The organism is Pseudomonas azadiae (genome assembly GCF_019145355.1).
GTDB lineage: Bacteria > Pseudomonadota > Gammaproteobacteria > Pseudomonadales > Pseudomonadaceae > Aquipseudomonas > Aquipseudomonas azadiae.
On the sequence record NZ_JAHSTY010000001.1, the window covers coordinates 3077475 to 3101123 of the forward strand.

Below are 23649 nucleotides of genomic sequence, written 5' to 3' on the forward strand. Positions count from 1 at the left end.
AGCCTGATCATGACCCTCCTCAGCCGTTGTCTGCTGGTCCTGGGCGTATTGCTGGCCAGCGCCTGCGCCCAGCAACCCGCGCCATTCACGCCACCCGCCGAGCGCCCGACACAGGCCAACGAAGCGCCGTGGCCGAAAAACCATTTCCTGGGCATTGCCTACCACGACGTCAATGACACCGATCCCGATCAGGCGGTGGTGGCGGTGCGCACCGAGCGTTTGATCGAGCAGTTGGCCTGGCTGCGCGAGAACGGCTACCAGGCGGTCAGCGTGGACCAGATCCTCGCCGCTCGCCGGGGTGGGCCGGCCTTGCCGCCCAAGGCCGTCATGCTCAGTTTCGACGACGGCTATTCCAGCTTCTACACCCGCGTGATGCCGATTCTGCGCGCTTACAACTGGCCGGCAGTGCTCGCGCCGGTCGGCTCCTGGATCGATACGCCGCTGAACCAGCCGGTGGACTTCGCCGGCACGCCACGGGCTCGGGGCGACTTCCTGACCTGGCAGCAGATCCGCGAGGTGTCGCGCTCCGGCCTGGTGGAAATCGCCGCCCACACCGACGCCAATCACAAGGGCATCCTGGCCAACCCCCAGGGCAACCTGGAGCCGGCCGCCACCACTCGCCGCTTCGATCCGGCAACCAATAGCTATGAAACCGAGGCACAGTTCCAGGCGCGCATGCGGGCTGACGTGGTCGCTATCTCGAACAAGATTCGCGCCGTTACCGGCAAGGCGCCCAGGGTGTGGGTATGGCCCTATGGCGCCGCCGATGGCACCTCGCTCGCGGTGGTAGGCGAGCAGGGTTACGAGATGGCGCTGACGCTGGACGACGGCCTCGACGACTCGAACAAGTTGATGAACAGCCCGCGCTTTCTGGTGGCCTCCGATCCGGACGGCGAGCACTTCGCCAGCAGCATCGTTTCGGTGCAGGCCAAGGCGCCGATGCGCGTGCTGCATGTGGACCTGGACCACGTCTACGACCCCGACCCGGCGCAACAGGCGCGCAACCTCGACGTGCTGGTACAGCGTGTGTTGGATATGGGCTCGCCGACGGTATTCCTGCAAGCCTACGCCGACCCCACGGGTGACGGCCTGGTGCGTTCGCTGTACTTCCCCAACCGTCACCTGCCGATGCGCGCCGACCTGTTCAACCGGGTCGCCTGGCAGTTGCATACGCGTGGCCGTGCCAGCGTGTTCGCCTGGATGCCGGTACTGAGTTTCGACCTTGACCCCAAGTTGCCGCGCGTGACACGCTGGGACCCGAAAACCGGCAAGGTGGGCACCGATCCGGATGATTACAAGCGCCTGTCGCCGTTCGATCCGAAAGTGCGCAAGATCATCGGCGAGATTTACCAGGACCTGGCAAGTTCCGGCAACAGCGGCGTCGACGGCGTGCTGTACCACGACGATGCCAAGCTGAGCGACTTTGAAGACACCAGCCCTGGCGCACTCAAGGCCTACGCCGCCCAGGGCCTGCCGGACAACATCGCTGCCCTGCGTGCCGACCCTGCCGTGATGCAGCGCTGGACCCGCTTCAAGAGCCGCTACCTGATCGACTTCACCAACGAGTTGACCGCCAAGTTCCGCGCCATCCGTGGCCCGCAGATACTGACGGCACGCAATCTCTTCGCCGAGCCGATGCTCAACCCCGGCAGCGAAGCCTGGTTCGCGCAGAACCTTGACGATTTCCTCCAGACCTACGACTGGACCGCGCCGATGGCCATGCCGTTGATGGAGGGCCAGACATTGGCCAACTCCAACGCCTGGCTGGAAAAGCTCGTGGCCACGGTCAAGCGGCGCCCCGGCGCGCTGGAGCGCACCGTGTTCGAGCTGCAAGCCAAAGACTGGCGCACCCAGGCCGCGCCCGATATCAGCGGTGAGCAGTTGGCTGAGTGGATGAGCGTGCTCAAGCGCCAGGGGGTCACGAGTTTTGGTTATTACCCGGACAACTTCCTGGAAAACTCCCCGGACTTGAAGACTGTGCGTCCGGCCCTTTCCAACCAATGGAACCCTTGACCATGTTCGACAGAATTCTGGCTATATGCGTGCTGGCACTGGTATTGGGCGTGCCCCTGGGCCTGATCTTCCTGGTCACCGGGCAGTTCCTGATGGACTTCGTCTTCTTCTACCCGCTGTTCATGTCGGGATTGTGGATCGCGGGCGGCTTGTACTTCTGGCTGCACTGGGAGCGCCACTGGCCCTGGGAAGAAGACACACCGGCGCCGACCCTGGCCGGCAACCCGCTGATCTCGATCATCATCCCTTGCTACAACGAAGGGGATAACGTCGCCGACACCATGGAAGCCGCGCTGGCCCAGGTGTACCCGAACATCGAAGTGATCGCGGTCAACGACGGTTCCTCCGATAATACGGCGGCCGTCCTCGATGCCCTGGCCTTGCAGCATCCGCGCTTGCGCGTGCTGCACCTGGCGCAGAACCAGGGCAAGGCGGTGGCCTTGCGCATGGGCGCCGTGGCCGCGCGCAGCGAATACCTGGTGTGCATTGACGGTGATGCGCTGCTGGATAAAAACGCCGCGGCCTATATGGTCGCGCCGATGCTCGACAACCCGCGCCTGGGCGCCGTCACCGGCAACCCACGCATCCGCACGCGCTCGACCCTGATCGGCCGGGTGCAGGTCGGCGAGTTCTCGTCGATCATTGGCTTGATCAAGCGCACTCAGCGGGTAATCGGTCGAATCTTCACAGTGTCCGGTGTGGTGGTGGCGTTCCGTAAAAAGGCGCTGGACCGCATCGACTACTGGAGCACCGACATGATCACCGAAGACATCGATGTCAGTTGGAAGCTGCAACTCGATCACTGGAGCATCTTCTACGAGCCGCGCGCCCTGTGCTGGATCCTCATGCCCGAAACCGTCGCAGGCCTGTGGCGCCAGCGTTTGCGCTGGGCCCAGGGCGGCGCCGAAGTGCTGTTCAAGAATATCCGCGGGATCTGGCAGTGGCGTCATCGCTACCTGTGGCCGCTCTTGTTCGAATACTGCCTGTCCACCGGCTGGGCCTTTACCTTCATGTTGTCGGTGATCTTCTGGGGCGTGGGCAAATTTGTCCCGCTGCCCCAAGCGATTGCCGTCGACTCGCTGATGCCGCCGGCCTTTACCGGGCTGGTATTGGCGATGGTCTGCCTGCTGCAGTTTGCGGTCAGCATCCTGATCGACCGCCGCTACGAGAAGGACCTGTGGAAAACCCTGTTCTGGACCGTGTGGTACCCGATGGTGTTCTGGCTGGTGAGCCTGTTTACCACCCTGGTCAGTTTTCCCAAGGTGTTGTTCAACCAACACCAGAAACGCGCACGCTGGGTCAGCCCGGATCGCGGAATCAAACCGCTCAATGAGGAGGCGCGATCATGAAACTGGTCAGAACCCGCCAACGCTCCGTGATGTGGATCATCGATGTGCTGCTGACCCTGATGGCCTGGTCCGGCCTGATCTGGTTGCTGGCGCGTGGCATCAATTCAATGCTGCAAACCCATGGCGGCCCTCGCTTCGATGCGCCAATTTTTGCCGCCCTCAACACGCTGCAGATCTACCTGTGGATCGCCGTGTTCAACGCCGCCATCTTGATCAGCTGGGCGCGCTACCAGCAACGTCGCGGTCGCAAGTTTGCCCAGCGCCGCGCCGAGGCCAAGGCGCTCACCGACAAAAACCTGAGTGAGAGCTTCAGCCTTGCTGACGGTGACCTTGAGCAGTTGCGCCGACCGGGTGTGCTGGTGATCCACAACGATGACGAAGGCGGTGTGGCGCAAGTGACGTCCCATGTCTCGCGCGATGTGGAAAAACCGGGGCTCACCCTGGTGCCGGGCAACGCGCAGAACAAAGACGCCAGCTAACGCGGCAGGTTTGGAGATCGTTCCCATGCAATGTGGGAATGATCTCGTTTAATGCCGAAAAATGGGAACCCAATCACAAACGCCCACGAACTTTTCTGCCTTTTTCGGTACTAACTTAACTCGTCTAGAGCTTGATGGCTAAATAGTGGCATCTTTAAGTTCTACGATGAATAGCGATCAACAGCACCGCCGCTTGTCGGAATAATCCTTCCACTGACAGCCCGTGCGTCTGTTTGATTATAGTTAGTTGTTAGTTATCAACGGGTTATGTAGGCGATTAACGCGGGCGACGCGCTAACTCTGTTTTTTGAGTTGGCTCAAGTTCGATGTTAGCTTCCTCGCCCTTGATTTTTCGATGGAACGAACATGTCTTTGTTATTGCCACGGACTCGGTACCTGCTGTGCACCATCCTGCTCGCTTACGTGGGCCTGAACAGCGCAACGGCCGCCCCTACGCCCGGCGATCAGGACCTGATTCGCGACCGCCAGAACCGCCTGCTTGAAGAACAGCAGCGGCGCCTGCAGGAGCTTCAGGACTTGCCCGGCAAACAGGCCAAGCCCGAGGCCCCGGCCACGCCTGCGGACACCCGTTGCTTCCCGATCAAGGACATCGAACTCAAGGGCGCCGACAGCCTGTCCGCCGCCGACCGCGCGCAGCTGCTCAAGCCCTATATCGGCCAGTGCCTGGGCGTGGCGCAGCTCAACGAACTGCTCAAGGTCATCACCGACCATTACCTCGCCAAAGGCCGCGTCACCAGCCGTGCCTATTTGCCGCAGCAAGACCTCTCGACCGGCCACCTGCAAGTACTGGTGGTCGAAGGCAAGCTCGAAGCCCTGAAACGTGCCGAAGGCAGCACCGTAACCGACCGCGAACTGGCCATGGCCTTTCCCGGCAAGGTCGGCGAAGCGCTCAACCTGCGCGAGATCGAACAATTGGTGGACCAGCTCAACCGCCTGCCCTCCAAGCAGGCGCAAATGGAACTGACCCCCGGCACCCAGATCGGCGGCAGTGAAGTACGGGTCAAGAACGCCCCGCAAAAACCCTGGCGCGCCAGCCTCTCGCGCAACAACGACGGCCAGAAAAGCACCGGCGAACAGCAATGGGGCGCGGGCCTGGAATGGGACAGCCCGCTGGGGCTGGGCGACCAACTGATGCTGCGCGGCGGCCACGACGCCGTCAGCGATCACCAGAAAACCTCGAAAAACAGCATGCTTTACTACAACGTGCCGTGGGGTTGGTGGAACTTCAGCTACACCTACAGCGAGAGCGACTACCGCACGTACGGCCAAACCGACAGCACTAAATTCAAGCTCAATGGCGACAACGAGAACCACCAGCTGCGCGCCGAGCGGGTGATTCACCGCGACGACGTGAGCAAGACCTCGGTCAACGTCGGCCTGGCGCACCTGCGCACCAACAACTACGTGCTCGACGTGCGCACCGCGCCGAGCAGTAACCGCCTCAGCGAACTGCAACTGGGCATCAACCACGGTCGGCGCATCGGCAATGCCTTCATCAACCTCGACCTGGGCATGCAAAACGGCATTGGCTTGCTCGACGCCCAATCCCAGGACGAGCGTGACGCGCTGGGTCGTCGGCAGCCCAATTCGCGCTACCGCAAATACACCGCCACCGTCAGCTACCTGCAGCCGTTCAGCCTGTGGGGCGAGTCGTTCAGCTTCAGCAGCCTGGCGACCGGCCAACGCAGTGAAGACGTCCTGTTCAGCCCCCAGCGCATGAGCCTGGGTGGCTCGGCCTCGGTGCGTGGGTTCAAGGACCAGCAACTGACCGGCGACAGCGGCGGCTACTGGCGCAACGAAGTGCGCTGGGCCCGCCCGGTGACGCTCGACTGGATGCGCCCGGCGTTCGCCGAATACGGCGCCAGCGTCGGCTACGACCAGGGTGTGATCAGCAACGATCGCTACAACGGCAACGTCCATGGCCGAGTGTCCAGCAACTCCCTGGAGCTGTTCGCCCGTGGCAAACATGTCAGCACCAGCGTGACCTTTGCCCATTCGTTAGAAAGACCCAGCGTGTTGACCGAGCGCGAAGCGCCGGTCTACTTGCGCATGGATTTCTTCCTGTAATTCAACGCTGCGCCGTAACGAGAATCTGAAAATGGATGTTCGCCAATTTGCCTTCCTGGTCCGCCAACCTTCCGCTGTGTTGAAGCGTCGGGATTCGTTCCTCGGCCTGCCCAAGCGCGGCCTGGCGTTGATTCTGGTCAACGCGTTGTTCTGGCAGCCACTGCTGGCCCAGGCCGAAGGCATCGTGGTCAGCGCGCCGGGCACCACCGTGGGCGCGGCGGGCAATGGCGTGCCCGTGGTGAACATTGCCACGCCCAACGGCGCGGGCTTGTCCCATAACCAGTTCTCGGACTACAACGTCGGCCCCAACGGCGTAATCCTCAACAACGCCAACGGCGCCGTGACCCAAACCCAGCTGGGCGGCTACATCGTCGGCAACCCCAACCTCAAGGGCGGCGCGGCCAGCGTCATCCTCAACGAAGTTACCGGCGCCAACCCCAGCCAGTTGCGCGGTTACACCGAAGTGGCGGGGCAGTCGGCCAAGGTCATCGTCGCCAACCCGTACGGCATCACCTGCAGCGGCTGCGGCTTTATCAATACGCCCAACGTCACCCTCACCACCGGCAAACCGGTGCTGGACGCGGCCGGCCAACTCAAGAGCTATCAGGTCGACGGCGGCGCCGTGACCATCGACGGTCAGGGCCTGAACGCCAGCGACGTCGACCGCTTCGAGATCATCACCCGCTCGGCCAAGATCAACGCGCAGATCAACGCGCGCCAGCTCACCGTGATTGCCGGTCGCAATGACGTGGATGCACAAACGCTGGCCGCCACCGCGCGCGCCGACGATGGCAGCGCCAAGCCGGAGCTGGCGATCGACTCGTCGGCCCTGGGCGGCATGTACGCCGGTGCGATCAAATTGGTGGGCACCGAGGCCGGCGTGGGCGTGAAGCTCGACGGCACGCTGGCCGCCAGTGGCGGCGATATCCAGCTCGATGCCAATGGGCGCCTGAGCATGGCCCAGGCGGCAGCCACCGGTAACGTCAAGGTCACCGCGCAAAACGTCGACTTGACCGACAAGGTCTACGCCACCGGCAACGTGCAGCTCACCAGCGCCCAGGCCCTGATCAACCAGAAGAGTGTTGCTGCCGGCCAGCGCATCGAAATCAACGCGTCCAGCGTGACCAACCCCGGCATCATCGAAGCCGGCGTCGCGCCCGACAACAGCCGCAACACCACCGGCGACCTGGTGGTGAATGCGCAAACCGTCACCACCACGGGCAACCTGCTGGCCAGCCGCGCCCTGGCGATCACCGCCGCGCAAGCACTGACCAACCAAGGCGCGATCATCCAGGCCAAGAGCGTCGACGTCAGCAGCGCCAAGCTGACCAACCAAGGGGCCAGCGCACGCCTGTTCGGCGAGCAGAGCCTGGCGATCAACTCGCCGGCCATCGTCAACCTCGGCGGGCTGATTCGTTTTGGTGACGGCCAGGCCGCAAGCCTCAATAGCGCTTCGCTGGATAACCGCCAAGGCCGCATCGAAATGGCCGGCGGCAGCCTGGTGCTTACCAGTGCCGACCTGAACAACAGCGGCGGGCAAATCATCGCCAACAACCTGACCGTGAACGCGGGCAGTCTCAACAACCAGAACGGCGTAGTGGTCGCCGGCGCTACCACGGTGAACGCCGCCTCGCTGGATAACAGCCTCAAGGGCCTGATCCAGGCCGACGCCGGCGCGCTCACGCTCAACGTCACCAACGCCTTCAACAACAGCCAAGGGTTCGCCCAGGCCAGCACGGACCTGAACCTCAACGCCGGCAGCCTCAGCAGTAACGCAGGCGGTGTGTTGAGCGCCGACACCGGCAAGCTCACCCTTGTGACTGCGCAACAGCTCAATAACGCACAGGGCCGTTTGCAGGCGGGGCAGGGCAATATCGAACTGCACGCCGCGAGCCTGGATAACCAGAGCGGCGTGATCGTCGGCAAGCAACTGTTGCTTGACGCCGCTGGCGGCAATATCGACAACCGCGCCGGGCGCGTAGTGGGCGACCAGCTCGACGTGCGCGCCTCCGGTCTCGACAACCGTAATGCCGGCCTGCTGGCCGGTGGCGTCCAGGGCGTGAGCCTGCTGCTCAAGGGCCCGGGCCAGTTGCTCAATGCCCAGGGCCGCATCCAGAGCGAAGGCCTGCTGCAACTGCGCGGTGAGCGCCTCGACAACAGCGCCGGCATTCTGCTTGGCCAAACGGTCGACGTGACGGCGCAGAACTTCAACAACAGCGCCAAGGGCGCATTGGTCAGCGATGGCGGCGACGTCACCCTCAACGTCAGCGACCTGCTGACCAACGTCGGCGGCGTGATCGATGCCGGCGAGCGAAGCGTCCTGGTCAAGACCCTCACCACCCTCAACAACGCTGGCGGCACACTGCGCGGCCTACGCCTGGATATCGCGGCCCAGCACCTGAACAACAACGATGGCGGCCAACTGCTGGCCGGCACCGGCGGCTTGAGCTACCGGGGCCAGGACCTGAGCAACCGCAAGGGCTTGATCCTCAGCGGCGGCGCCCTCACCCAGTTGACCACCGGCAGCCTCGATAACCAGGGCGGCACCTTGCAGGGCGACAACCTGACCGTCACCGCTGACAAGGTCGACAACGGCAGCGACGGTCTGATGGCGAGCCTGGCGGGCAACCTCAAACTGACCGTCGAAGCCCTCGCCAACCGCGGCGGCAAGCTGTTCGGCAAAGAACAAGTCACCGTCAGCGGCGCCACCCTCGACAACAGCGCGGGCGGCCAGATCAGCGGCAACCTGCTCACCCTCACCTCACGCGACACCCTCACCAACCAGGGCGGCCTGATCGAAGCCAATCAGGGCCTGACCCTCGATGGCGGCAACCTGGATAACAGCGCCAACGGGCAACTGCGCGCCCTGGGCGGTGCCAGCAGCAGCCTCAACCTCAGCGGCGCCGTCAATAACCAGAACGGTACCCTGGAGTTCGGCAGCCAAGGCTTCAGCCTCGACGCCGCCAGCCTGAACAACCAGGCCGGCCTGTTGCAGCACGCCGGCAGCGGCCTGTTCCGCATCAATACCGCCAGCCTCACCGGCAGCCAGGGCACCATCAACGGCATGGGCACCGCCGACTGGGCCTTCGGCAAAGTCGATGGCCTGGGCCGTGTGCAACTCAACGAAGTCCTCACCTACAAGAGCGCCCAGGGCCTGAGCCTCAAGGCCGGCGACCGCATGGCCAGCGGCAAGGGTTTGATCCTCGACGTGGCCAGCCTCGACAACGGCGGCGAACTGCTCAGCGACGGTGACCTGAGCATCACCACCGGCGACATGACCAACAGCGGCCGCGTGTCGGCGCTGCAAACACTTACCGTGACCGCCAATAACCTCAGCCAGAACGGCGGCCGCCTGGCGGGCACCAACACCCGTCTGAGCCTGGGCGGCACCCTGGACAACCTCGGTTTCCTCACCGCACGTCAACAGCTGGATATCGCGGCGGCGCAGATCAATAACCGTGGCACCCTGGGCGCTCAGGGCGCGGTGAACCTGACCGCCGTGAATGGCATCACCAACGCCGCCGATTCGCTGCTGTTCAGCGGCGGCGACATGACCGTGCGCAGCAATGGCTTCAGCAACCTCTATGGCGATGTCTACAGCAAGGGCAACTTGAGCTTCGCCGCACGGGATGGCGGGCGTGCCGTGCTGTTCAGCAACCGCTCCGGCACCGTGGAAAGCGAAGGTTCGATCGGCATCAATGCAGGCTTTATCGAAAACGCCAAAGATGAGTTCGAACTCGGGCAGACGCTGACCACAGGCAGCTTGAGTTGGATCTGTGGCCAGCACTGCGGCGAGAAAGACAACTGGGAGAAGGGTGAGATCACCATCTACGAGACGTACCTCGAGACGGCGATCAAGGATTCGGTAGGCGCGCGCCTGGTGGCTGGCAAAAACATGCTGCTGCAAGGCGACAATGTGCAGAACCGCTACAGCCTGATGGCTGCCAATGGCGACCTGAGTATCACCGCCGGTGACCTGCTGAACCAGGGCGCTGGTACGCGCACCGGGCAGCGCAAGATTGTCATCGGCACGCCAGGTGAGGTTTCCGACGATTTGTTTGAACGCATGCAACATGTCGACGTTCCCGCGTTCAATGCGGCCACGGCGGCTGGGCATTTCGACAAGGCCCGCTTCGAAGAGCTGAAAAACCGCTCACCCAATAGCGCGCCTTTTGCCTACTTAAGCGATGTCACCACCTGGACCGACAACGGAGGCCCCGGCTACAACGCCACCCTGCAAGCCGGCGGCACGGTCAATCTCAACGTCACCCGCACCCTGCAAAACGGCACGCTGCACAACAACACCCTGGCCCAGTTGACCGGCACCCTCGGCGACGACCAGACCGGCATCCCCGTCGGCGGCATCAACATCAACCTGAGCAAACACGCCAACGACCCGAGCGCCCAGGCGCCCGGCAGCGTGTTGCCCGTGGCTGGCGTTGCACCTGGCGGCGGCTTCGTGCCCGTGGACTACACCGGCACCGCCTTCGCCCCGGTCGACCCCACCACCGCGCCCAACTTCCAGCTGCCCAAGGGCGAGTACGGCCTGTTCGTCAAAAACGCCGACCCGACCAGCCACTACCTGATCGAAACCAACCCGGAATTTGCCAGCCTCACCGGCTTCTTCAGCTCCGACTACATGCTCGGCAAACTCGGCTTCACCAGCGATAACGCCTGGCGCCGCCTCGGTGATGGCCAGTATGAGACCCGCCTGATCCGCGACGCCGTCCTCGCGCAAACCGGCCAACGCTTCCTCGCCGGCGGCCTGACCAGCGACGCCGACCAGTTCCGCTACCTGATGGACAACGCCCTTGCCAGCAAAGACGCCCTGCGCCTGAGCGTCGGCGTGACCCTCACCAGCCAGCAAGTCGGCGCCCTGACCCACGACATCGTGTGGATGGAAAACCGCGTGGTCGACGGCCAGACCGTCCTCGTGCCGGTGCTCTACCTGGCCCAGGCCGACTCGCGCAACGTGCGCGGCAACAGCCTGATCCAGGGCCGCGACCTCAACCTGTTCACCGGCGGCGACCTGATCAACGTCGGCACCCTGCGCGCCAGCAACAACCTCTCCGCCGTCAGCAGCGGCAGTATCTACACCGGCGGCCTGGCCGAAGCCGGCAACAACCTGAGCCTGCTGGCCCAGGACAGCATCCGCAACGCCATGGCCGGCGAAATCCGCGGCAAGCAAGTGAGCTTGACGGCGGTTCGAGGTGACATCACCAACGACAACACCGCCATTCAAGTGCGTGACGGCGCCGGCATGCGCACCCTCACCGACAATGGCTCCAGCCTCATCGTCGCTCGCGAAAACCTGGCCATGAACGCTGGCCGCGACCTCATCACCCGAGGCGCCTTGGCAGGCGGCACCGACGTCACCTTAACCGCCGGCCGCGACATCAGCATCCTGCCTGTCAGCGACACCAGCGTAAAACACGCCTTCAGCGACGGCGGCGAAAAATCGAGCATCACCACCGACGTCAAAAACCGCGCCGCCACCGTCACGGCGGGCGGCAACCTGAACATGAAGGCCGGGCAAGACGTCAACATCATCGGCAGCAATGCCACCGCCGGCAAAGACTTCAACGTCGACGCCGGGCGTGACTTCAACGTGGCGTCGGTCAGCGATGTGCATAACGTCGAGGGCAAGGAAAAGGACGGCAAGAAACGCATCAAGACAGCGGACGAGCAGGCCACCCAAGTGGCAAGCGTGCTGACGGCGGGTGGGGATTTCACCAGCCAGGCCGGGCGTGACACCACGATCGTGGCGAGCAAGATCAGCGCGGGGAATGAGGCTTATCTGTATAGCGGGGATAAGTTGAACCTGCTGGCGGCGCAGAACAGCACGCATACCTTGTATGACATGAAGGAGAACGGCGGCTGGGGCGCGAAGAAGACCAAGCGTGATGAGGTGACCCGCGTTACGAATGTGGGGACTGAGATCAAGACTGGTGGTGATCTGTCGCTTATCAGCGGCGGCGATCAGTTGTATCAGCGAGCCAAGCTAAACAGCGGCAAGGACCTGGCGATCACCAGTGGCGGCGCGGTGACGTTCGAGGCGGTCAAAGACCTGCATCAAGAAAGCCACGAGAAGAGTAAGAGTGACTTGGCGTGGACCAGCGCCAAGGGCAAGGGGAATACCGACGAGACGCTGCGCCAAAGTGAACTGGTGGCGCAGGGGGAGTTGGCGATCAAGGCCGTCAACGGGCTGAAGATTGATATCAAACAGATCGATCAGAATACGGTTAGGCAGACGATTGATGTGATGGTCAAAGCAGACCCACAGTTGGCTTGGTTGAAAGAAGCCGAGAAGCGTGGGGATGTGGATTGGCGGCAGGTGCAGGAACTGCATGATTCGTTCAAGTACAGCCATTCCAGCTTAGGCCAGGGAGCCATGCTGGCGATCATCATCATCGTGACAGTTTTGACGGCTGGGGCCGCAAGCGGCGCGGTAGGCGCCGCCGCGGGTGCCGGTGCTGGGTCTGGTACGGCAATGGCCGCAGCAGGCAGTTCTGCAATGGTTTCGGCCGGTACGGCTGTAGGGACTGCGGCAGCTGGTTGGGGCAACGTCATGGCGACCGCTGCGTTAACTTCAGTTGCCAGTGGGAGCACCGTCAGCTTCATCAATAACGGCGGGAATATCGGTGCGACTTTTCAAGACATTACGTCAAGTAAAGCCCTGAAGGGGTACGCGACTGGGGCACTAGCCGCAGGTTTTACCGCTGGAGTGCTTGATCCGGCGTTCGGCGTAACGGGCGACAACGTCAATCACATTACAAAGGGCTTTGACCTCAGTTCCGCCTCTGGCATTGGTAAGTTTGCCGCCTATTCGGGAGCGCAAGGCGTTGCCCAAGCAAGTTTAGGCACTGCTATTCAAGGAGGTAGTTTTGGAGACAATCTCGGCAGTTCCATGCGCTCGCAGTTGCAGAGCACATTGCAAGCAGTCGCCTTTAACGCGGTAGGCGATTACTCGAAAGGCCAAGAATGGTCCGACTCGGGGCCTCAAAAAATCGCTCTGCACGCTCTGGTCGGTGGGCTTTTAAGTGAAGCTGGCGGGGGCAGTTTCGCTACGGGCGCTCTCGCTGCGGGAGCTAACGAAGCATTGGTAACCTCATTAGCGAAAGTGGTAAATGGCGATCCAGCACTGTTGTTAGCTGCTTCGCAATTGGTGGGAATCGCGGCTGCTGGTGCAACTGACGGCGACGTACAGAAAGGAGCTGAAATTGCGAAAAATGCCACGGCATATAACTATCTGAATCACCACGAAGTTGATGATCTGGTTAAGGACTTGAAAGGATGCCGTGGGGCAGCCAGCCCTTCCTCCTGCCGTAACGATGTGGCTGCTAGGTACGCAGAAATCAGTGATAAAAAAACTGGCATCACGCTGTTGAAGTGTGATGACCCTACGAGTTGTAGTGCACAGCGTCTGGACGTGGAGGCAGGCAATGCGGCGCTGGACAAATATGATCAGAGCGGCGGGCTAACCAAGGCAGAACAGTCTATCGTTCGTGGTTTCCAAAATACAAATCAGGACGACACGCGCCTCGCCGTCCAGCAGACCATGAAGGGTGATCATGCCGAAATGCTTGGCATGGTGTTCGGCGGTGGGTTGGGAGGTGCAGGTAAGGTTGCTGGGAAAGTTATTGGCGCTGAGGTTGGAGTAGCCAAGGAAACAACGGTAATCTCAAGCGAGGCCGCTAGCGTTAACGCCCAAGCTGCTTTGAGAGGCAAGCTTTCAGGGCTGCAGAAAGCTCAGGAAAATGCGGCTATCACGAAGACTTTGCCGGATGGCCGAATTCGGTACTACACGCAGGAAGTGCCCGCTCGAACAGAGGGTGCTACACGGGGCGCTTCTTTCGCAACTGAGTATAACCCTGCAACTGGCGCCACTAGGCAGTGGATGGAAAGCTATGATCATGCAGGGAACGTAATTCGGGTGCATCCTAAGAGCATTAATGGGCAACCTGTGAGTGCGCAGCATTATCCGCCTACAGGTGCAGAATTGAAGAGTTGGAAATAATGTACACACAAAATGATCTTGCTAATGATCTTGAAAAAAAATTATCCGCAGGGTTCGACGTGTTTAAGATTTCTAAATTTGCGTTTGAAATTTATCAGCGTCATGGATTAGAGATCACTCCTCCGATGGATCGAATACTTCTCTCATTGATGGCAATGGAAGAAGGGGAAGAGTTTGAGCTGACAGAAACTGAATTTTTAGATTTGATCTCAGAGCTTAGGATTATGGATTGACAGAGCTCAAAATGGAGAAAAGCGGAGAAAGGGACGAAAAGGGGACAGATTTATTTAAATTTGTACTGGGGCAAGCGTATTAAATAAATCTGTCCCCATTATTCCGTTAAAGATGTCTCTAGTTATGTTGATAACGCACTGAAATATGGCAAGGTAACTCCTAATGGCCCAGGTGGGCACGTTATTGAGTACAACGCAGGTAAGGTGATTGGAACAAACGTCTCAGGCGCTCCAACATCGACAATCAAAATAAATGTTCGGGATGGTGTGATTCAGACTGCATTCCCGTACTAGTTAGGAATGGTTATGAGCAGTGGCGGCACACTAATAGAACGATTTGTCGCCCAAGAGTTGGACGACAGCGTTCGCTCTATTTTGAAAGATGCCTTTGATGAGCGGATGTGCTCAAAGAGCGTTCTGCTCAGGGAGTTCGAGTTTAATTGCTTTGACGTTTCTTTGGACTTTGAAAAAGGCATCGTCACATTGCAAGATGTTCTTTCCGCTGGAGAGAGTAGCTTTCTTGATATACCGATACGTGATTTTATCTCTGCTTGCGGTTTGAATGTCTCTTGTTAATTGTAGAAGCCTAGATGTGATCTGACACCGGCCTAGCGCCGGTGTTTTTGCACCCGATCTGCACCCTTTTTGCCGCCTTCTTGCATCCTTTCTGCAAGGATAAAGAGGACGGATTTATTTAGGTGTAGCGTTGATCGGTAAGCTATTAAATAAATCTGTCCCCTTTTGCCGGTCCCCTTTTGCCGTTGTTCTATTGGTGTGTGTTCGCAACTATCACCGTAGACCAAGGCCAGCCTCTTTCAATTTTTTAAGCAGGATCAGTGGGTTACTTGTTAAGTAAGTGCCATTCGGGACGGATTTGAATGGCACTTACTTAACCTTCTTCGTGCGACCATTCTTCCTGACCTCGGCCCTGGCTGATCGACGTGTTTTCATCAGCATGGAATAACGCTTGGGTCTTCGTTTTATGGCGCGCGGCTCAATCCTGCCAGGACGCCTTCCAGCACGTTTCTGGGCAATCAGCTCAAGCAGATCAGCGTCTGATTTCCTTGCTCCTGAACCCCGTACTGCCTCAACGCAAGGCACAGCTGAAGGCTATGTTTGAAGCTCAGCTTGCGAGGCAGACAGTCGGCCAACAGAGCTGATTGCGCCATGAGCATCCGTATCAGGTTGTGGGCCAGCAAGGAGATCCACAACTCCTTGACGGCCATACTTGGCGTCTTGCAGCTCAGTGCTTCAAGCCCCGGCGTAGTCTTGAGGTTGCGCAGGTCCAGCGTATCCGTCCGGCCAAATCACCTACCAAGCCCCACAAAGCCAAGACATGGGGTGCACTCAAATTTAAGGTTCTTCACGGAATCCCGGGAAACACAGAAACGAGAACGCCGATTTGGCTGATGATGTTCGTGCGAGCATCACCCAACTCTACGACCGGCGTGATTCACAACCGGTGGATTTGCCAACCTTCAAGGTCCGTTACTGATACGGATCGGACTTAGTCTTGAATCGATATTGCGATTTAATCACTGGGGGGAAAAATATGAACCAGAAATCTGGCGTCGAAAGTAAACGCTGGATAGTTAAGCTGCGCTTGCCCGGCTAATCATGCCTGGCTATCCTGCTGCGCTCCAAATATCTTTCTCGCAAGGACGTCCCAAATGCGCCTGCTCTTAGCCGTCTTGCTCCCGCCCGCGTTACTCGCCGGGTGCGCTGGCATTCCCTACGAAAAACCCGAAGATCGTGCGGCCATTCAGAAAGACCTAGCGGTGAATCCAGAAGATGTTGTCACGGTGACCCAGGTGGCGTGGTGCGCCCACCCCTACGGTGACATAACCCCCTGTCAGTTGCAGGATGCACTGGCCGTGCAGACCCGCACAAAGCTGATTCTTGCCAGTTACAGCAATAAGCACTACAGGCCGGTCTTGCAGCCCCGGGCAAGCGAAGTCATGTGCGCCCACGCACAGGCATCCGTCGACACAGCGCCGAACTTCTACATGTTTACCAAAGACTACGCCCTGCAAATATGGCCGATTACCCCCGACGCAAAACCGGACTTACTGAAGAAGAAACTCATGCTGGATGCAATGACGCAGGGTAAAAAAACCTTCGTCGGCCCCCAAGGTAACTTCGTGGAGAACACCGGGCGGTACAATTATGGCGGGGGTTATATTGCTAACACTACCATTCCCTATGCGACAAGGACGAAGGTACTGCAGTTGGTTAATCCTTGTGGGGGTCGGGAGTAGAAGGCCAGATTCGCGAGGTTGTCGCAGCTTATTGTGCCGCTTCCAACTGGCGTTGCACGGTAACCGTCCGGTAGACAAGTCTCGACGAGTTCATCTTAGGACGGCCTTGAGTAAAGCGCCCTTGTTGACGGTTGCGGTGAAGTATTTACGAGCGATTGTGTCCGGGAGAGGGCCTTCTGGCCCAGTGGTCAGTTGCTTCAACGCTCAGATAAGGCAGAACCTCGCAGCCGTATCTGCGAATCGAGTGGTGCTGGTACCTTTATCGTCATACCTTAAGGATAAATGGGACGGATTTATTTAGTTGATTTATTTGGTTGTACTGCTCACGCACAAAGCGGGCGACACTACGGCCGCCCGTTTTTCACTCAGTTCGGATCAGCATTAAGCCTACGACTGATAACATCCAGCAAATCACACCCATCCCGCAGCGGTATAGCCAGCAAATGGGCGAAGTCTGAAAGCACTACGGCATCGCTGCTGAGTTGTTCGCGGAAGGCCAGGTTTTCCAGCAGTTGGGTGACGACCTGAATGCGGTGCACGGCGGCGTCGTGAAGGACGTCGAGGGGCGCCTGGGTGTCGATGAGCAGGGCGGGGACGGTGCAGTCGTGGCCGGTTAGGGGCATGTATCGGTTCATCATTAAGCTCTCTATTGATTATTGAGGGCTCGTTCTTCGGGTCGCCAAACCCGGTCGCGTTTTGAGCGACCGCCGGACTATAAGCCCCGCACCCAAAACCGCGCAAGGCATCAGAGTAGAGGCACAATGCCTCATGTAATACGATCCATTGCCGAGACACTGGCGATGGCCAGATGCATCAAAACATCCGAACCGGCCTTCGCCGGTGTTTTCAAAACCGCTGTACCGCTACCCACAAGGAAGAAATACATGATCAAGTTGTTCTGCAAAGCCGCTGTTGTTCTGTCCCTTGCCACGCTGTTTGGCTGTTCTTCGACGCCGTCGGTGGAGAAGATGCAGGCTGACGTGGCGAGCTATTCGTTGCCCAAGGCTGCCGTGGCCGATAAAGGCCTGGTGTACGTCGTTCGTCCTAGCAACGTCGGGATGATGGTGCGGTTCAACGTGTTCCTGGATGACAAGGAAGCCAACTCGGAGATGGGTTACAACCGCGGTAACCAGTACATCTATTTTTTCGTGACGCCGGGCAAGCACGTGATCAGCTCCAAGGCTGAAAACTGGGCGGACATGCCAATCGACGTCAAGGCCGGTGAGGTGGTTTACCTCAAGCAGGAAGTCGAAATGGGTTTCGCCGTGGCGCGCAACAGTCTCAAAGTGCTGAGCGATCTGGAAGGCCGCTATCTGGTCAAGGATGCGTCTTTGGGTACCATTGCCAAAGAAAGCAAATGAGTTAACACCTTGGGTGCCGGCCGGGCCGAGGCTCTGCCGGCAATTGCTGTTCAACTGCAAACATTAAAGGACTGATGTGAAAAACTTCCTCTTCATCCTCCTCACCACCCTCATCCTCGGCGGTTGCGTCAGCCACCCCCTGACGCCCGAAAACCGCGCGCAGATCAAGACCGTCAAAGTCCTGCCCGTGAAGTGGGAAAAGAACATGGTGTACTTCGGCCGTGAACAGGCCTGGGGCGCGGCCCTTGGGGCTGGGCTTGGTGCGGGCGTCGGCATGGCCAGCGGTGCCTCCAAGGTCGGCACCGCGGCGTTGAGCGGCGCGGGGTTCGCGGCCGGCATGAAGGTTGGGCAGTTGGCCGAGATGCCGACGCCTGTGGCGATTTTGACGGTGATGGAGGCGGAAAAAATCGATGTAGGCGTGTTGCTCAAGCAGGGCTTTATCGATGCGTTGGGCAAGACTTCAACGCTCAAGGTGGTCGGTGACGACGAGCCCGCCGATGCGCAGATCCAGCTGACCGTGGCCGAGTGGGGCTTTCGCCTGACTCAGGGGTTCAGCAGTGTGATTTACCCCACCCTCAACGTGCTGGCGCAGATGAATCGCGGCGATGAAATGATCTGGCGCACCAGCGAGGCGGTCACGCCGTTCAATGGCCAGAATGTCTACGGCTACACGCCACTCACCTACCGCACAGACCCCGAGGCCTTGCGCCGGGCGCTCACCGGGATCACGCAGATTTCTGGGCGTTATCTGGTGCAGGAGCTTAAGTAGGCGTTCGCCGGATAAAGGACCTTTGATGAAACCCGCAAAACTCTCCCTTCAGGCCTTCCTGATGGCTTGCCTCATCCCCGGCTGGGGCCTGGTGTATGTGGGCCGCCTCCAGTGGGGCATGCGGGTCGCCGCGTTGTTGCTCGGCGGGGTCGTGTTGATGGGCGCCTTGGGGTGGATCACTACGCCCCTTGGGCTGTATGCCTTCTTCGCGTTTGTCATCACGGTCAAGCTGACCTCCGCCATCGTGTCCGCCGTGTTGGCCCGTCGCTACAGCGGCCCGCCCAATGTGCCGCGTAAACGTGTTCATGCTCTCTACGTCGGCGGGGTGCTGGTCCTGGTGCTGATGCTGGATGTTTTTCGGGTGCCGTTGCTGGGCTTCAAGAACTATTACATTCCTTCGGGCTCGATGGTTCCGACGCTGTCCATTGGCGACTACATCATCGCCGACCTGCAAGCCGGCGCACCGCAGGTGGGGGATATGGTGGTGTATCGCTGGAACGGCACCGAAGCGGTCAAACGAGTGGCGGGTGTTGCGGGGGATACGTTAGCCATCGTGAACGGTGAGCTGGTCCATAACGGTGAAAACCTCGGGCTGTTTCACGCACCGGCCGACCGGGTGCAAGGGCCGCAATCGCAGGCAATGGCGCCGGTCAAGGTCGAGCCGGGTCATGTCTTTTTACTGGGCGACAATCGCAACAACAGCAACGACAGCCGTTTCATGGGCCAGCTCGCGGTGGAGGACGTGGTGGGCAAGGTCACCGGCATTTGGTTCTCGAATGACTGCGCGCGCATTGGGACCACTTTTCCATAAGCCTTCGAGTAGGCGTTGCCGGGCGGGCAGCGCTGCGGTTCATAAAGGAAAGGGGACAGATTTATTTAAAGGCCTGAGTTAAATAAATCTGTCCCGAATGAAACTCGTCCCGAATGAAACTCGAGCTTCAGGGTATAAATAAAGGCTTCCAAGCTCACCACACGCTTCCTCAGTATCTAGGAAAGATGTTGGGGTACTAAAAAAATGACATGATGGATCACCCCGCAACATTGATCACTCAATACTCGCATACTGGTAAGCTGAACCCGGATGCCATGCATAAAGCTATAAGTAAATATCTGCCTCCAATGGTAGGAGGTAAAGCTGCTAGTTATACTCCAGATCAGATCAGTACTGGGTTGCAAAAAGCGTATGGAGATATTGGACGTCCTGAGCTTTTTAAATCGGTACAGCATTTAATCAAATAAGGAGGGTGAGTTATGTCGGACAAACAAGTAGATGAGCTAACGATTGATGATCTTGATAGTTGTAGCGTTTGGTTCTTTCCTATGGACGACACTGTGGAGGATGAATTAACTGTACGCCCCCTCGCCGAACAGGAAGCGTGCTCAGACTTTCATATTGTCGTTAGAGCTGGTTTTTTTGGTGAAAGTGGCGCTGTGTATCGCGGTTATTTGTATTGGGGCTCTAATGCCGCAATTGAATACTTAAAGCCTGTTGTATTGTCTGATAAGGGAGGCGCCGTAAGTTTTTGGAGCGGTATAGTAACTCCAGCGTGGGAAAGTTCGGAGTTTGCCGATTCGATTAGATCCGAGCTGCCTATTTCTTATGCCTCAGAACCGGTTTTTGGTCTTCCTTCCATTTGCGGAAAGCTGGAGGGACTTTATTATCTTTCTGATGATCAGGTGTGCTGCGTTAAATGACGCGAAAAAGGGGGGGTTATTTAAATTTGCGCTGGGAGCTATTAAATAAATCTGTCCACTTTTGTTCTAATCCTGGCGGTCCAGGGTCGGCTCTCTCGGCATACCCACCAAAAAAAGGAGCTGAATAATGCATTCCGTACCGCTAGAACATGAGAAGCAAAAGTTGATTTTCTACGTGGCTCAAGACTTAGATCAGTCTATTAGATCTAATGTTCAGCAGCTTGTTAATGAGGTCGCTGCGTCAAGAATATGGAGTACTGCCCCGCCAATCTTTATTGACGCGATAGACGAAGGGGGCGCGGAAGTGGTGGGTGGAATGTTGGAAATTTATTCAGCGCTGCAACCGAATATACTCTCTGTTGATATGGATTCGAAAAATCTATATGAAGTAGAAGAAATAGTCTGCGCTGTAAAAAAGTTATCTGAAAAAGAAAATATTTCTTTTGAATTTCAATTGGGTACGACTTTTGTTGGCGCCATTGATGATGGTGTTATTGATCGAGTCTTGCTGGAGGGACTGCTCGTGCCGTGGCGAAATCATATCAAAGGAAAAAGTTGAGTTGGTGCAAAGAGAAGAAAAGGGTGGCGGATTTATTTTAATTCGAGATGGCAGTAAAAAGCCTACTAAATAAATCTGTTCCCTTTATTCTGCGGACTGCCCGATGGTGACAAGGTCAGAATTAAGGTGGTGGACTAATGGCTAGGTTTAGAGAAAGTATATATTTGTCTTGTTCGCAATTTTGCGTGTTTGTGAGTTCGCTTGATCAGCCGTATAATGATTGGAGTGATCGTAGTTATGCGCAAGGATTTTCGTGGAGGTTAGGGAGTGTCTCTTTTAGAGCTTTGATTGACGAAGGCGATCATAATTAGATTTTTTATTAACGAACAAGTGCCCATTATAAGCGCAGACGTGGTTCGAGCCTTTAAAGTTCCCTTCGCGGTGAGAGATAGAAATATTGAGATTGGTAGTATTTCGAGTACGGTTCCTCTAGAGCTGCCTGAAGGAGATTATTCTCTTCAGGTCGAATTTATAAGACCCTCCTCAAGCGGATTGTATGCAACAAATGTCCATTTGAATTTAGGGGGCTGCGATTTTGAGGTGTTGAGAGCAGACGCTGAAATTGACGAACAAGGTGAGTTTGATATCAATGCGGTTCCTGCGGGATAAACATTCGGCGAAATGGGGCGGATTTATAGTTCGAGATCGAGGTAAAAAGCCTATTAAATAAATCTGTGCCCTTTATTTTTTCGTAAAGTATTTCCAAGTATTGTATTTTAAAAGATAGAAGGTAAAGAGAACGGATTTGTTTAGTTTGAACTGCTCACGCACAAAGCGGGCGACACTAAGGCCGCCCGATTTTCACTCAGGACGGATCGGCATTAAGCCTGCGACTGATGACATCCAGCAAATCACACCCATCGCGTAGCGGAATGGCCAGCAAATGGGCGAAGTCTGAAAGCACTACGGCATCGCTGCTGAGTTGTTCGCGGAAGGCCAGGTTTTCCAGCAGTTGGGTGACGGCCTGGATGCGGTGCACGGCGGCGTCGTGGAGGACGTCGAGGGGCGCCTGGGTGTCGATGAGCAGGGCGGGGATGGTGCAGTCGTGGCCGGTTAGGGGCATGTAGCGGTTCATAATTGGCACTCTGTTTAATGGTTGAAGCCATCACTCAGTCGTCGCCAAACGAATGGGTGGCAGCTGTACGCAGGTTGGCGAACCGGCAACAGAATAAACCGGCAGACCCTAAGGTCTCCCGCGCACAGCCGCCATAAAAGATGCGGCTTTGCGGGTGCAAAAACACCTGCATATAAGCGGATTGCTTTTGCATTCTGTTGTCGGGTCGCCAAACCCGGTCGCCGTATTGGACGACGGCCGGACTATAAGCCCCCCATCCAAAACCATGCAAGGCGTCCGTCCAGGCTGTAACAATTCTGCCTGCCACAACCGATCAATGTGGGAGCGGGCTTGCCCGCGATGGCGGAGTGTCAGTCGATAACCCAGTCGGCTGACCCACCGCCATCGCAGGCAAGGCAGCTCCCACCCTTGATTCTGTGGTGCTGCACTGACCGTGACAGAGCCTTTACAGCAACTTGCGCTGCACCGCCTCATCCAGCGTGCTGCGCGTCAGCGCCTCGACCACTTCCTTCGTATCCGCCTGGAACGGGATGCCCACGATCAGCACCAAATGCACCCAGGTGCGCACCGATTCGCTCTTCTTGACGCGGCCGAGTTCCTTGCCGTCCTTGTCCTTGAACACCGTTTCCAGCGTGAAGATATTTTTCGCCGTGGTCGGGATCACGAACAACGTGAAGCCGGTGATGAACGCCGACACCGGGCTGTACTCTTCGTTGTTGTGCAGCGTGGCGTCCACGTAGAGGTCCGAGTCGACCTTGTCGGTGCTCACCCGCGAAAAACGGTTGGACGCACGATACGAGTCGGCCACGGTTTTTTCCCACAACACCACCGGGGCGCCGACTGCCGCGTTGCCCGGGCCGCCGTTGACGTGGTTCTGCGCGGTGGTGCGCACGTACACCGTGGGCTTCTGCGCGGGCGCGTTGGCGGTCGGCGGCCAGGGTTGTACGGCCGGCAGTTCGTGCTGCGAGTAAGACACGCAACCGGTCAGCAAGACGGCGGCAAGTACCAGGCTGTGTTTGATCAATCCTTTCATGCAGTGCTCCTTGAGAATTACGGTTTGGCCAGGTTGGCGGTGGCGGTGTCGAGCAGTTGCCCGACCAGTTTGGTCAGCTGTTGGCCGCCCATCGAAGGCGCCCAATATTGGCCGCTGTACAGGCCCACGTTGTGTTCGAACGTGATCGAGTCCCTGGCCTTGGCCAGTTCCTTGCCGTTGCGGTCGACGATCACCAAGTCGCCGGCCACGTCGAAGCTGTCGACGTAGATCGGGCCGTTGACCCAGATCCAAATGGTCAGCGTCAGCAGCGCGCCGGGTACGTATGCCGGGTGCGGCGCGCGGTGGCCCTTGAGGGAGGTCATGTTGAATTTGAGGGTGACGTCCTGCTCGCCCAGGCGCACCGGGTATTCGGTGACTTGCTTGAAGTAGCCTGCGCTGCGCACGTATTGGTTGATCTGGGCCGTGAGCGACTGGCTGATGGCCGTCTTGTTGGCCTCGTTGACGTCGGCGGCGCTCACCGTCACATCGGCGATTTGCGCACTGCGCGGGCTGCTGACAGACACCTGGTGGAGCGGGGCGGCGATAGGGCCGGTGACGGTGTAGGACACGCAGCCGGTCATCGACAGCGCGGCGAGCAAGGCGGTAGCTCGAAGCAAAGTGTTAAACATGCAATATCCCTATAAGTGAACAAGCCAAGTTACTGTCTCGACCTGCACCAGCACAACTTGAGGGCAGATGTTTATTTAGGCGTGCATGGCC

At 58.4% G+C, this 23649-nt stretch carries 20 protein-coding genes and 1 pseudogene; 16 read left to right on the forward strand and 5 right to left on the reverse strand.

All coding sequences use genetic code 11. The features are described 5' to 3' along the window. Positions 1–9: 9 nt before the first annotated feature. The 7 genes from pgaB to KVG91_RS14070 all read left to right on the forward strand — a co-directional run bounded on the left by pgaB (position 10) and on the right by KVG91_RS14070 (position 14755). The gene (pgaB, locus tag KVG91_RS14040; protein WP_169376122.1) at positions 10–2013 is read left to right on the forward strand and encodes a poly-beta-1,6-N-acetyl-D-glucosamine N-deacetylase PgaB; all 2004 of its coding nucleotides are present in this window, start codon (positions 10–12) and stop codon (positions 2011–2013) included. Between the two features lie 2 nt (positions 2014–2015). Then, the gene (pgaC, locus tag KVG91_RS14045) at positions 2016–3362 is read left to right on the forward strand and encodes a poly-beta-1,6-N-acetyl-D-glucosamine synthase (RefSeq protein WP_169376123.1); all 1347 of its coding nucleotides are present in this window, start codon (positions 2016–2018) and stop codon (positions 3360–3362) included. Next, a complete protein-coding gene (pgaD, locus tag KVG91_RS14050) occupies positions 3359–3841 on the forward strand; it encodes a poly-beta-1,6-N-acetyl-D-glucosamine biosynthesis protein PgaD (protein WP_169376124.1) in 483 nt (160 codons plus the stop codon). The genes pgaC and pgaD overlap by 4 nt, the downstream gene beginning before the upstream one ends. A 366-nt stretch (positions 3842–4207) precedes the next feature. After that, on the forward strand, positions 4208–5929 hold the full coding sequence (locus KVG91_RS14055; protein WP_169376125.1) for a ShlB/FhaC/HecB family hemolysin secretion/activation protein: 1722 nt from the start codon (positions 4208–4210) through the stop codon (positions 5927–5929). A 31-nt stretch (positions 5930–5960) separates the two neighbouring features. Next, positions 5961–13946 carry a two-partner secretion domain-containing protein gene (locus KVG91_RS14060; protein ID WP_225926970.1) on the forward strand — a complete coding sequence of 2662 codons (7986 nt, stop codon included), beginning with the start codon at positions 5961–5963 and terminating at the stop codon, positions 13944–13946. Continuing rightward, positions 13946–14179 (forward strand): hypothetical protein, encoded by a 234-nt coding sequence (locus tag KVG91_RS14065; protein WP_046070338.1) that lies wholly within the window; start codon positions 13946–13948, stop codon positions 14177–14179. Before KVG91_RS14060 ends, KVG91_RS14065 begins: the two co-directional genes overlap by 1 nt. Before the next feature lie 306 nt (positions 14180–14485). After that, positions 14486–14755: a hypothetical protein gene (locus KVG91_RS14070; protein WP_054916221.1), complete on the forward strand. Its 270-nt coding sequence runs from the start codon at positions 14486–14488 to the stop codon at positions 14753–14755. 309 nt (positions 14756–15064) lie between these two features. On the opposite strand, the pseudogene KVG91_RS14075 reads toward KVG91_RS14070, so the two are convergent. After that, positions 15065–15468: pseudogene (locus tag KVG91_RS14075) on the reverse strand (IS4 family transposase); the annotation flags it as partial. Between the two features lie 381 nt (positions 15469–15849). On the opposite strand from KVG91_RS14075, the gene KVG91_RS14080 reads away from it, so the two are divergent. Next, positions 15850–16437: a hypothetical protein gene (locus tag KVG91_RS14080; protein WP_169376126.1), complete on the forward strand. Its 588-nt coding sequence runs from the start codon at positions 15850–15852 to the stop codon at positions 16435–16437. Between the two features lie 365 nt (positions 16438–16802). Here KVG91_RS14080 and KVG91_RS14085 read toward each other — a convergent pair whose 3' ends face one another. Then, entirely contained in the window at positions 16803–17060 is a 258-nt protein-coding gene (locus KVG91_RS14085; protein ID WP_217894891.1) for a hypothetical protein, read from the reverse strand. 345 nt (positions 17061–17405) lie between these two features. Between KVG91_RS14085 and KVG91_RS14090 the strand changes: the two genes are divergently transcribed. From KVG91_RS14090 to comJ (KVG91_RS14120), 8 genes are all read left to right on the forward strand, one after another. After that, positions 17406–17798, forward strand: coding sequence for a DUF2846 domain-containing protein (locus KVG91_RS14090; RefSeq protein WP_178115092.1), 393 nt, complete (start codon positions 17406–17408; stop codon positions 17796–17798). A 76-nt stretch (positions 17799–17874) separates the two neighbouring features. Continuing rightward, the gene (locus KVG91_RS14095; protein ID WP_169376049.1) at positions 17875–18567 is read left to right on the forward strand and encodes a hypothetical protein; all 693 of its coding nucleotides are present in this window, start codon (positions 17875–17877) and stop codon (positions 18565–18567) included. A gap of 25 nt (positions 18568–18592) precedes the next feature. Beyond that, positions 18593–19378: a signal peptidase I gene (lepB, locus tag KVG91_RS14100; RefSeq protein ID WP_169376048.1), complete on the forward strand. Its 786-nt coding sequence runs from the start codon at positions 18593–18595 to the stop codon at positions 19376–19378. 209 nt (positions 19379–19587) lie between these two features. Next, a complete protein-coding gene (locus KVG91_RS14105) occupies positions 19588–19806 on the forward strand; it encodes a hypothetical protein (protein ID WP_169376047.1) in 219 nt (72 codons plus the stop codon). Positions 19807–19818: 12 nt separating this feature from the next. Further along, positions 19819–20262 carry a hypothetical protein gene (locus KVG91_RS14110; RefSeq protein ID WP_169376046.1) on the forward strand — a complete coding sequence of 148 codons (444 nt, stop codon included), beginning with the start codon at positions 19819–19821 and terminating at the stop codon, positions 20260–20262. A gap of 127 nt (positions 20263–20389) precedes the next feature. Then, the gene (locus KVG91_RS14115) at positions 20390–20821 is read left to right on the forward strand and encodes a hypothetical protein (RefSeq protein WP_169376045.1); all 432 of its coding nucleotides are present in this window, start codon (positions 20390–20392) and stop codon (positions 20819–20821) included. 137 nt (positions 20822–20958) lie between these two features. After that, positions 20959–21132: a competence protein ComJ gene (comJ, locus tag KVG91_RS27815; protein WP_256664826.1), complete on the forward strand. Its 174-nt coding sequence runs from the start codon at positions 20959–20961 to the stop codon at positions 21130–21132. Then, a complete protein-coding gene (comJ, locus tag KVG91_RS14120; RefSeq protein WP_256664825.1) occupies positions 21110–21430 on the forward strand; it encodes a competence protein ComJ in 321 nt (106 codons plus the stop codon). The genes comJ (KVG91_RS27815) and comJ (KVG91_RS14120) overlap by 23 nt, the downstream gene beginning before the upstream one ends. Before the next feature lie 196 nt (positions 21431–21626). On the opposite strand, the gene KVG91_RS14125 is transcribed toward comJ (KVG91_RS14120), so the two are convergent. From KVG91_RS14125 to KVG91_RS14135, 3 genes are all read right to left on the reverse strand, one after another. After that, positions 21627–21884 (reverse strand): hypothetical protein, encoded by a 258-nt coding sequence (locus KVG91_RS14125; protein WP_217894892.1) that lies wholly within the window; start codon positions 21882–21884, stop codon positions 21627–21629. A gap of 457 nt (positions 21885–22341) precedes the next feature. After that, the gene (locus KVG91_RS14130; protein ID WP_169375451.1) at positions 22342–22929 is read right to left on the reverse strand and encodes a hypothetical protein; all 588 of its coding nucleotides are present in this window, start codon (positions 22927–22929) and stop codon (positions 22342–22344) included. A 17-nt stretch (positions 22930–22946) separates the two neighbouring features. After that, on the reverse strand, positions 22947–23558 hold the full coding sequence (locus KVG91_RS14135) for a hypothetical protein (RefSeq protein WP_169375452.1): 612 nt from the start codon (positions 23556–23558) through the stop codon (positions 22947–22949). Positions 23559–23649 lie beyond the last annotated feature (91 nt).

Bases quoted from the DNA above. Each gene is read 5' to 3' on its own strand.
- KVG91_RS14125 (WP_217894892.1), bottom strand. From the start codon at position 21,884: ATGCCCCTAACCGGCCACGACTGCACCATCCCCGCCCTGCTCATCGAC.
- pgaC (WP_169376123.1), top strand. From the start codon at position 2,016: ATGTTCGACAGAATTCTGGCTATATGCGTGCTGGCACTGGTATTGGGC.
- KVG91_RS14080 (WP_169376126.1), top strand. From the start codon at position 15,850: ATGCGCCTGCTCTTAGCCGTCTTGCTCCCGCCCGCGTTACTCGCCGGG.
- KVG91_RS14070 (WP_054916221.1), top strand. From the start codon at position 14,486: ATGAGCAGTGGCGGCACACTAATAGAACGATTTGTCGCCCAAGAGTTG.
- KVG91_RS14115 (WP_169376045.1), top strand. From the start codon at position 20,390: ATGCATTCCGTACCGCTAGAACATGAGAAGCAAAAGTTGATTTTCTAC.
- KVG91_RS14090 (WP_178115092.1), top strand. From the start codon at position 17,406: ATGCAGGCTGACGTGGCGAGCTATTCGTTGCCCAAGGCTGCCGTGGCC.
- KVG91_RS14105 (WP_169376047.1), top strand. From the start codon at position 19,588: ATGATGGATCACCCCGCAACATTGATCACTCAATACTCGCATACTGGT.
- KVG91_RS14135 (WP_169375452.1), bottom strand. From the start codon at position 23,558: ATGTTTAACACTTTGCTTCGAGCTACCGCCTTGCTCGCCGCGCTGTCG.
- KVG91_RS14085 (WP_217894891.1), bottom strand. From the start codon at position 17,060: ATGCCCCTAACCGGCCACGACTGCACCGTCCCCGCCCTGCTCATCGAC.
- KVG91_RS14060 (WP_225926970.1), top strand. From the start codon at position 5,961: ATGGATGTTCGCCAATTTGCCTTCCTGGTCCGCCAACCTTCCGCTGTG.
- comJ (WP_256664826.1), top strand. From the start codon at position 20,959: ATGGCTAGGTTTAGAGAAAGTATATATTTGTCTTGTTCGCAATTTTGC.
- lepB (WP_169376048.1), top strand. From the start codon at position 18,593: ATGAAACCCGCAAAACTCTCCCTTCAGGCCTTCCTGATGGCTTGCCTC.
- pgaD (WP_169376124.1), top strand. From the start codon at position 3,359: ATGAAACTGGTCAGAACCCGCCAACGCTCCGTGATGTGGATCATCGAT.
- pgaB (WP_169376122.1), top strand. From the start codon at position 10: ATGACCCTCCTCAGCCGTTGTCTGCTGGTCCTGGGCGTATTGCTGGCC.
- KVG91_RS14055 (WP_169376125.1), top strand. From the start codon at position 4,208: ATGTCTTTGTTATTGCCACGGACTCGGTACCTGCTGTGCACCATCCTG.
- KVG91_RS14065 (WP_046070338.1), top strand. From the start codon at position 13,946: ATGTACACACAAAATGATCTTGCTAATGATCTTGAAAAAAAATTATCC.
- KVG91_RS14110 (WP_169376046.1), top strand. From the start codon at position 19,819: ATGTCGGACAAACAAGTAGATGAGCTAACGATTGATGATCTTGATAGT.
- KVG91_RS14130 (WP_169375451.1), bottom strand. From the start codon at position 22,929: ATGAAAGGATTGATCAAACACAGCCTGGTACTTGCCGCCGTCTTGCTG.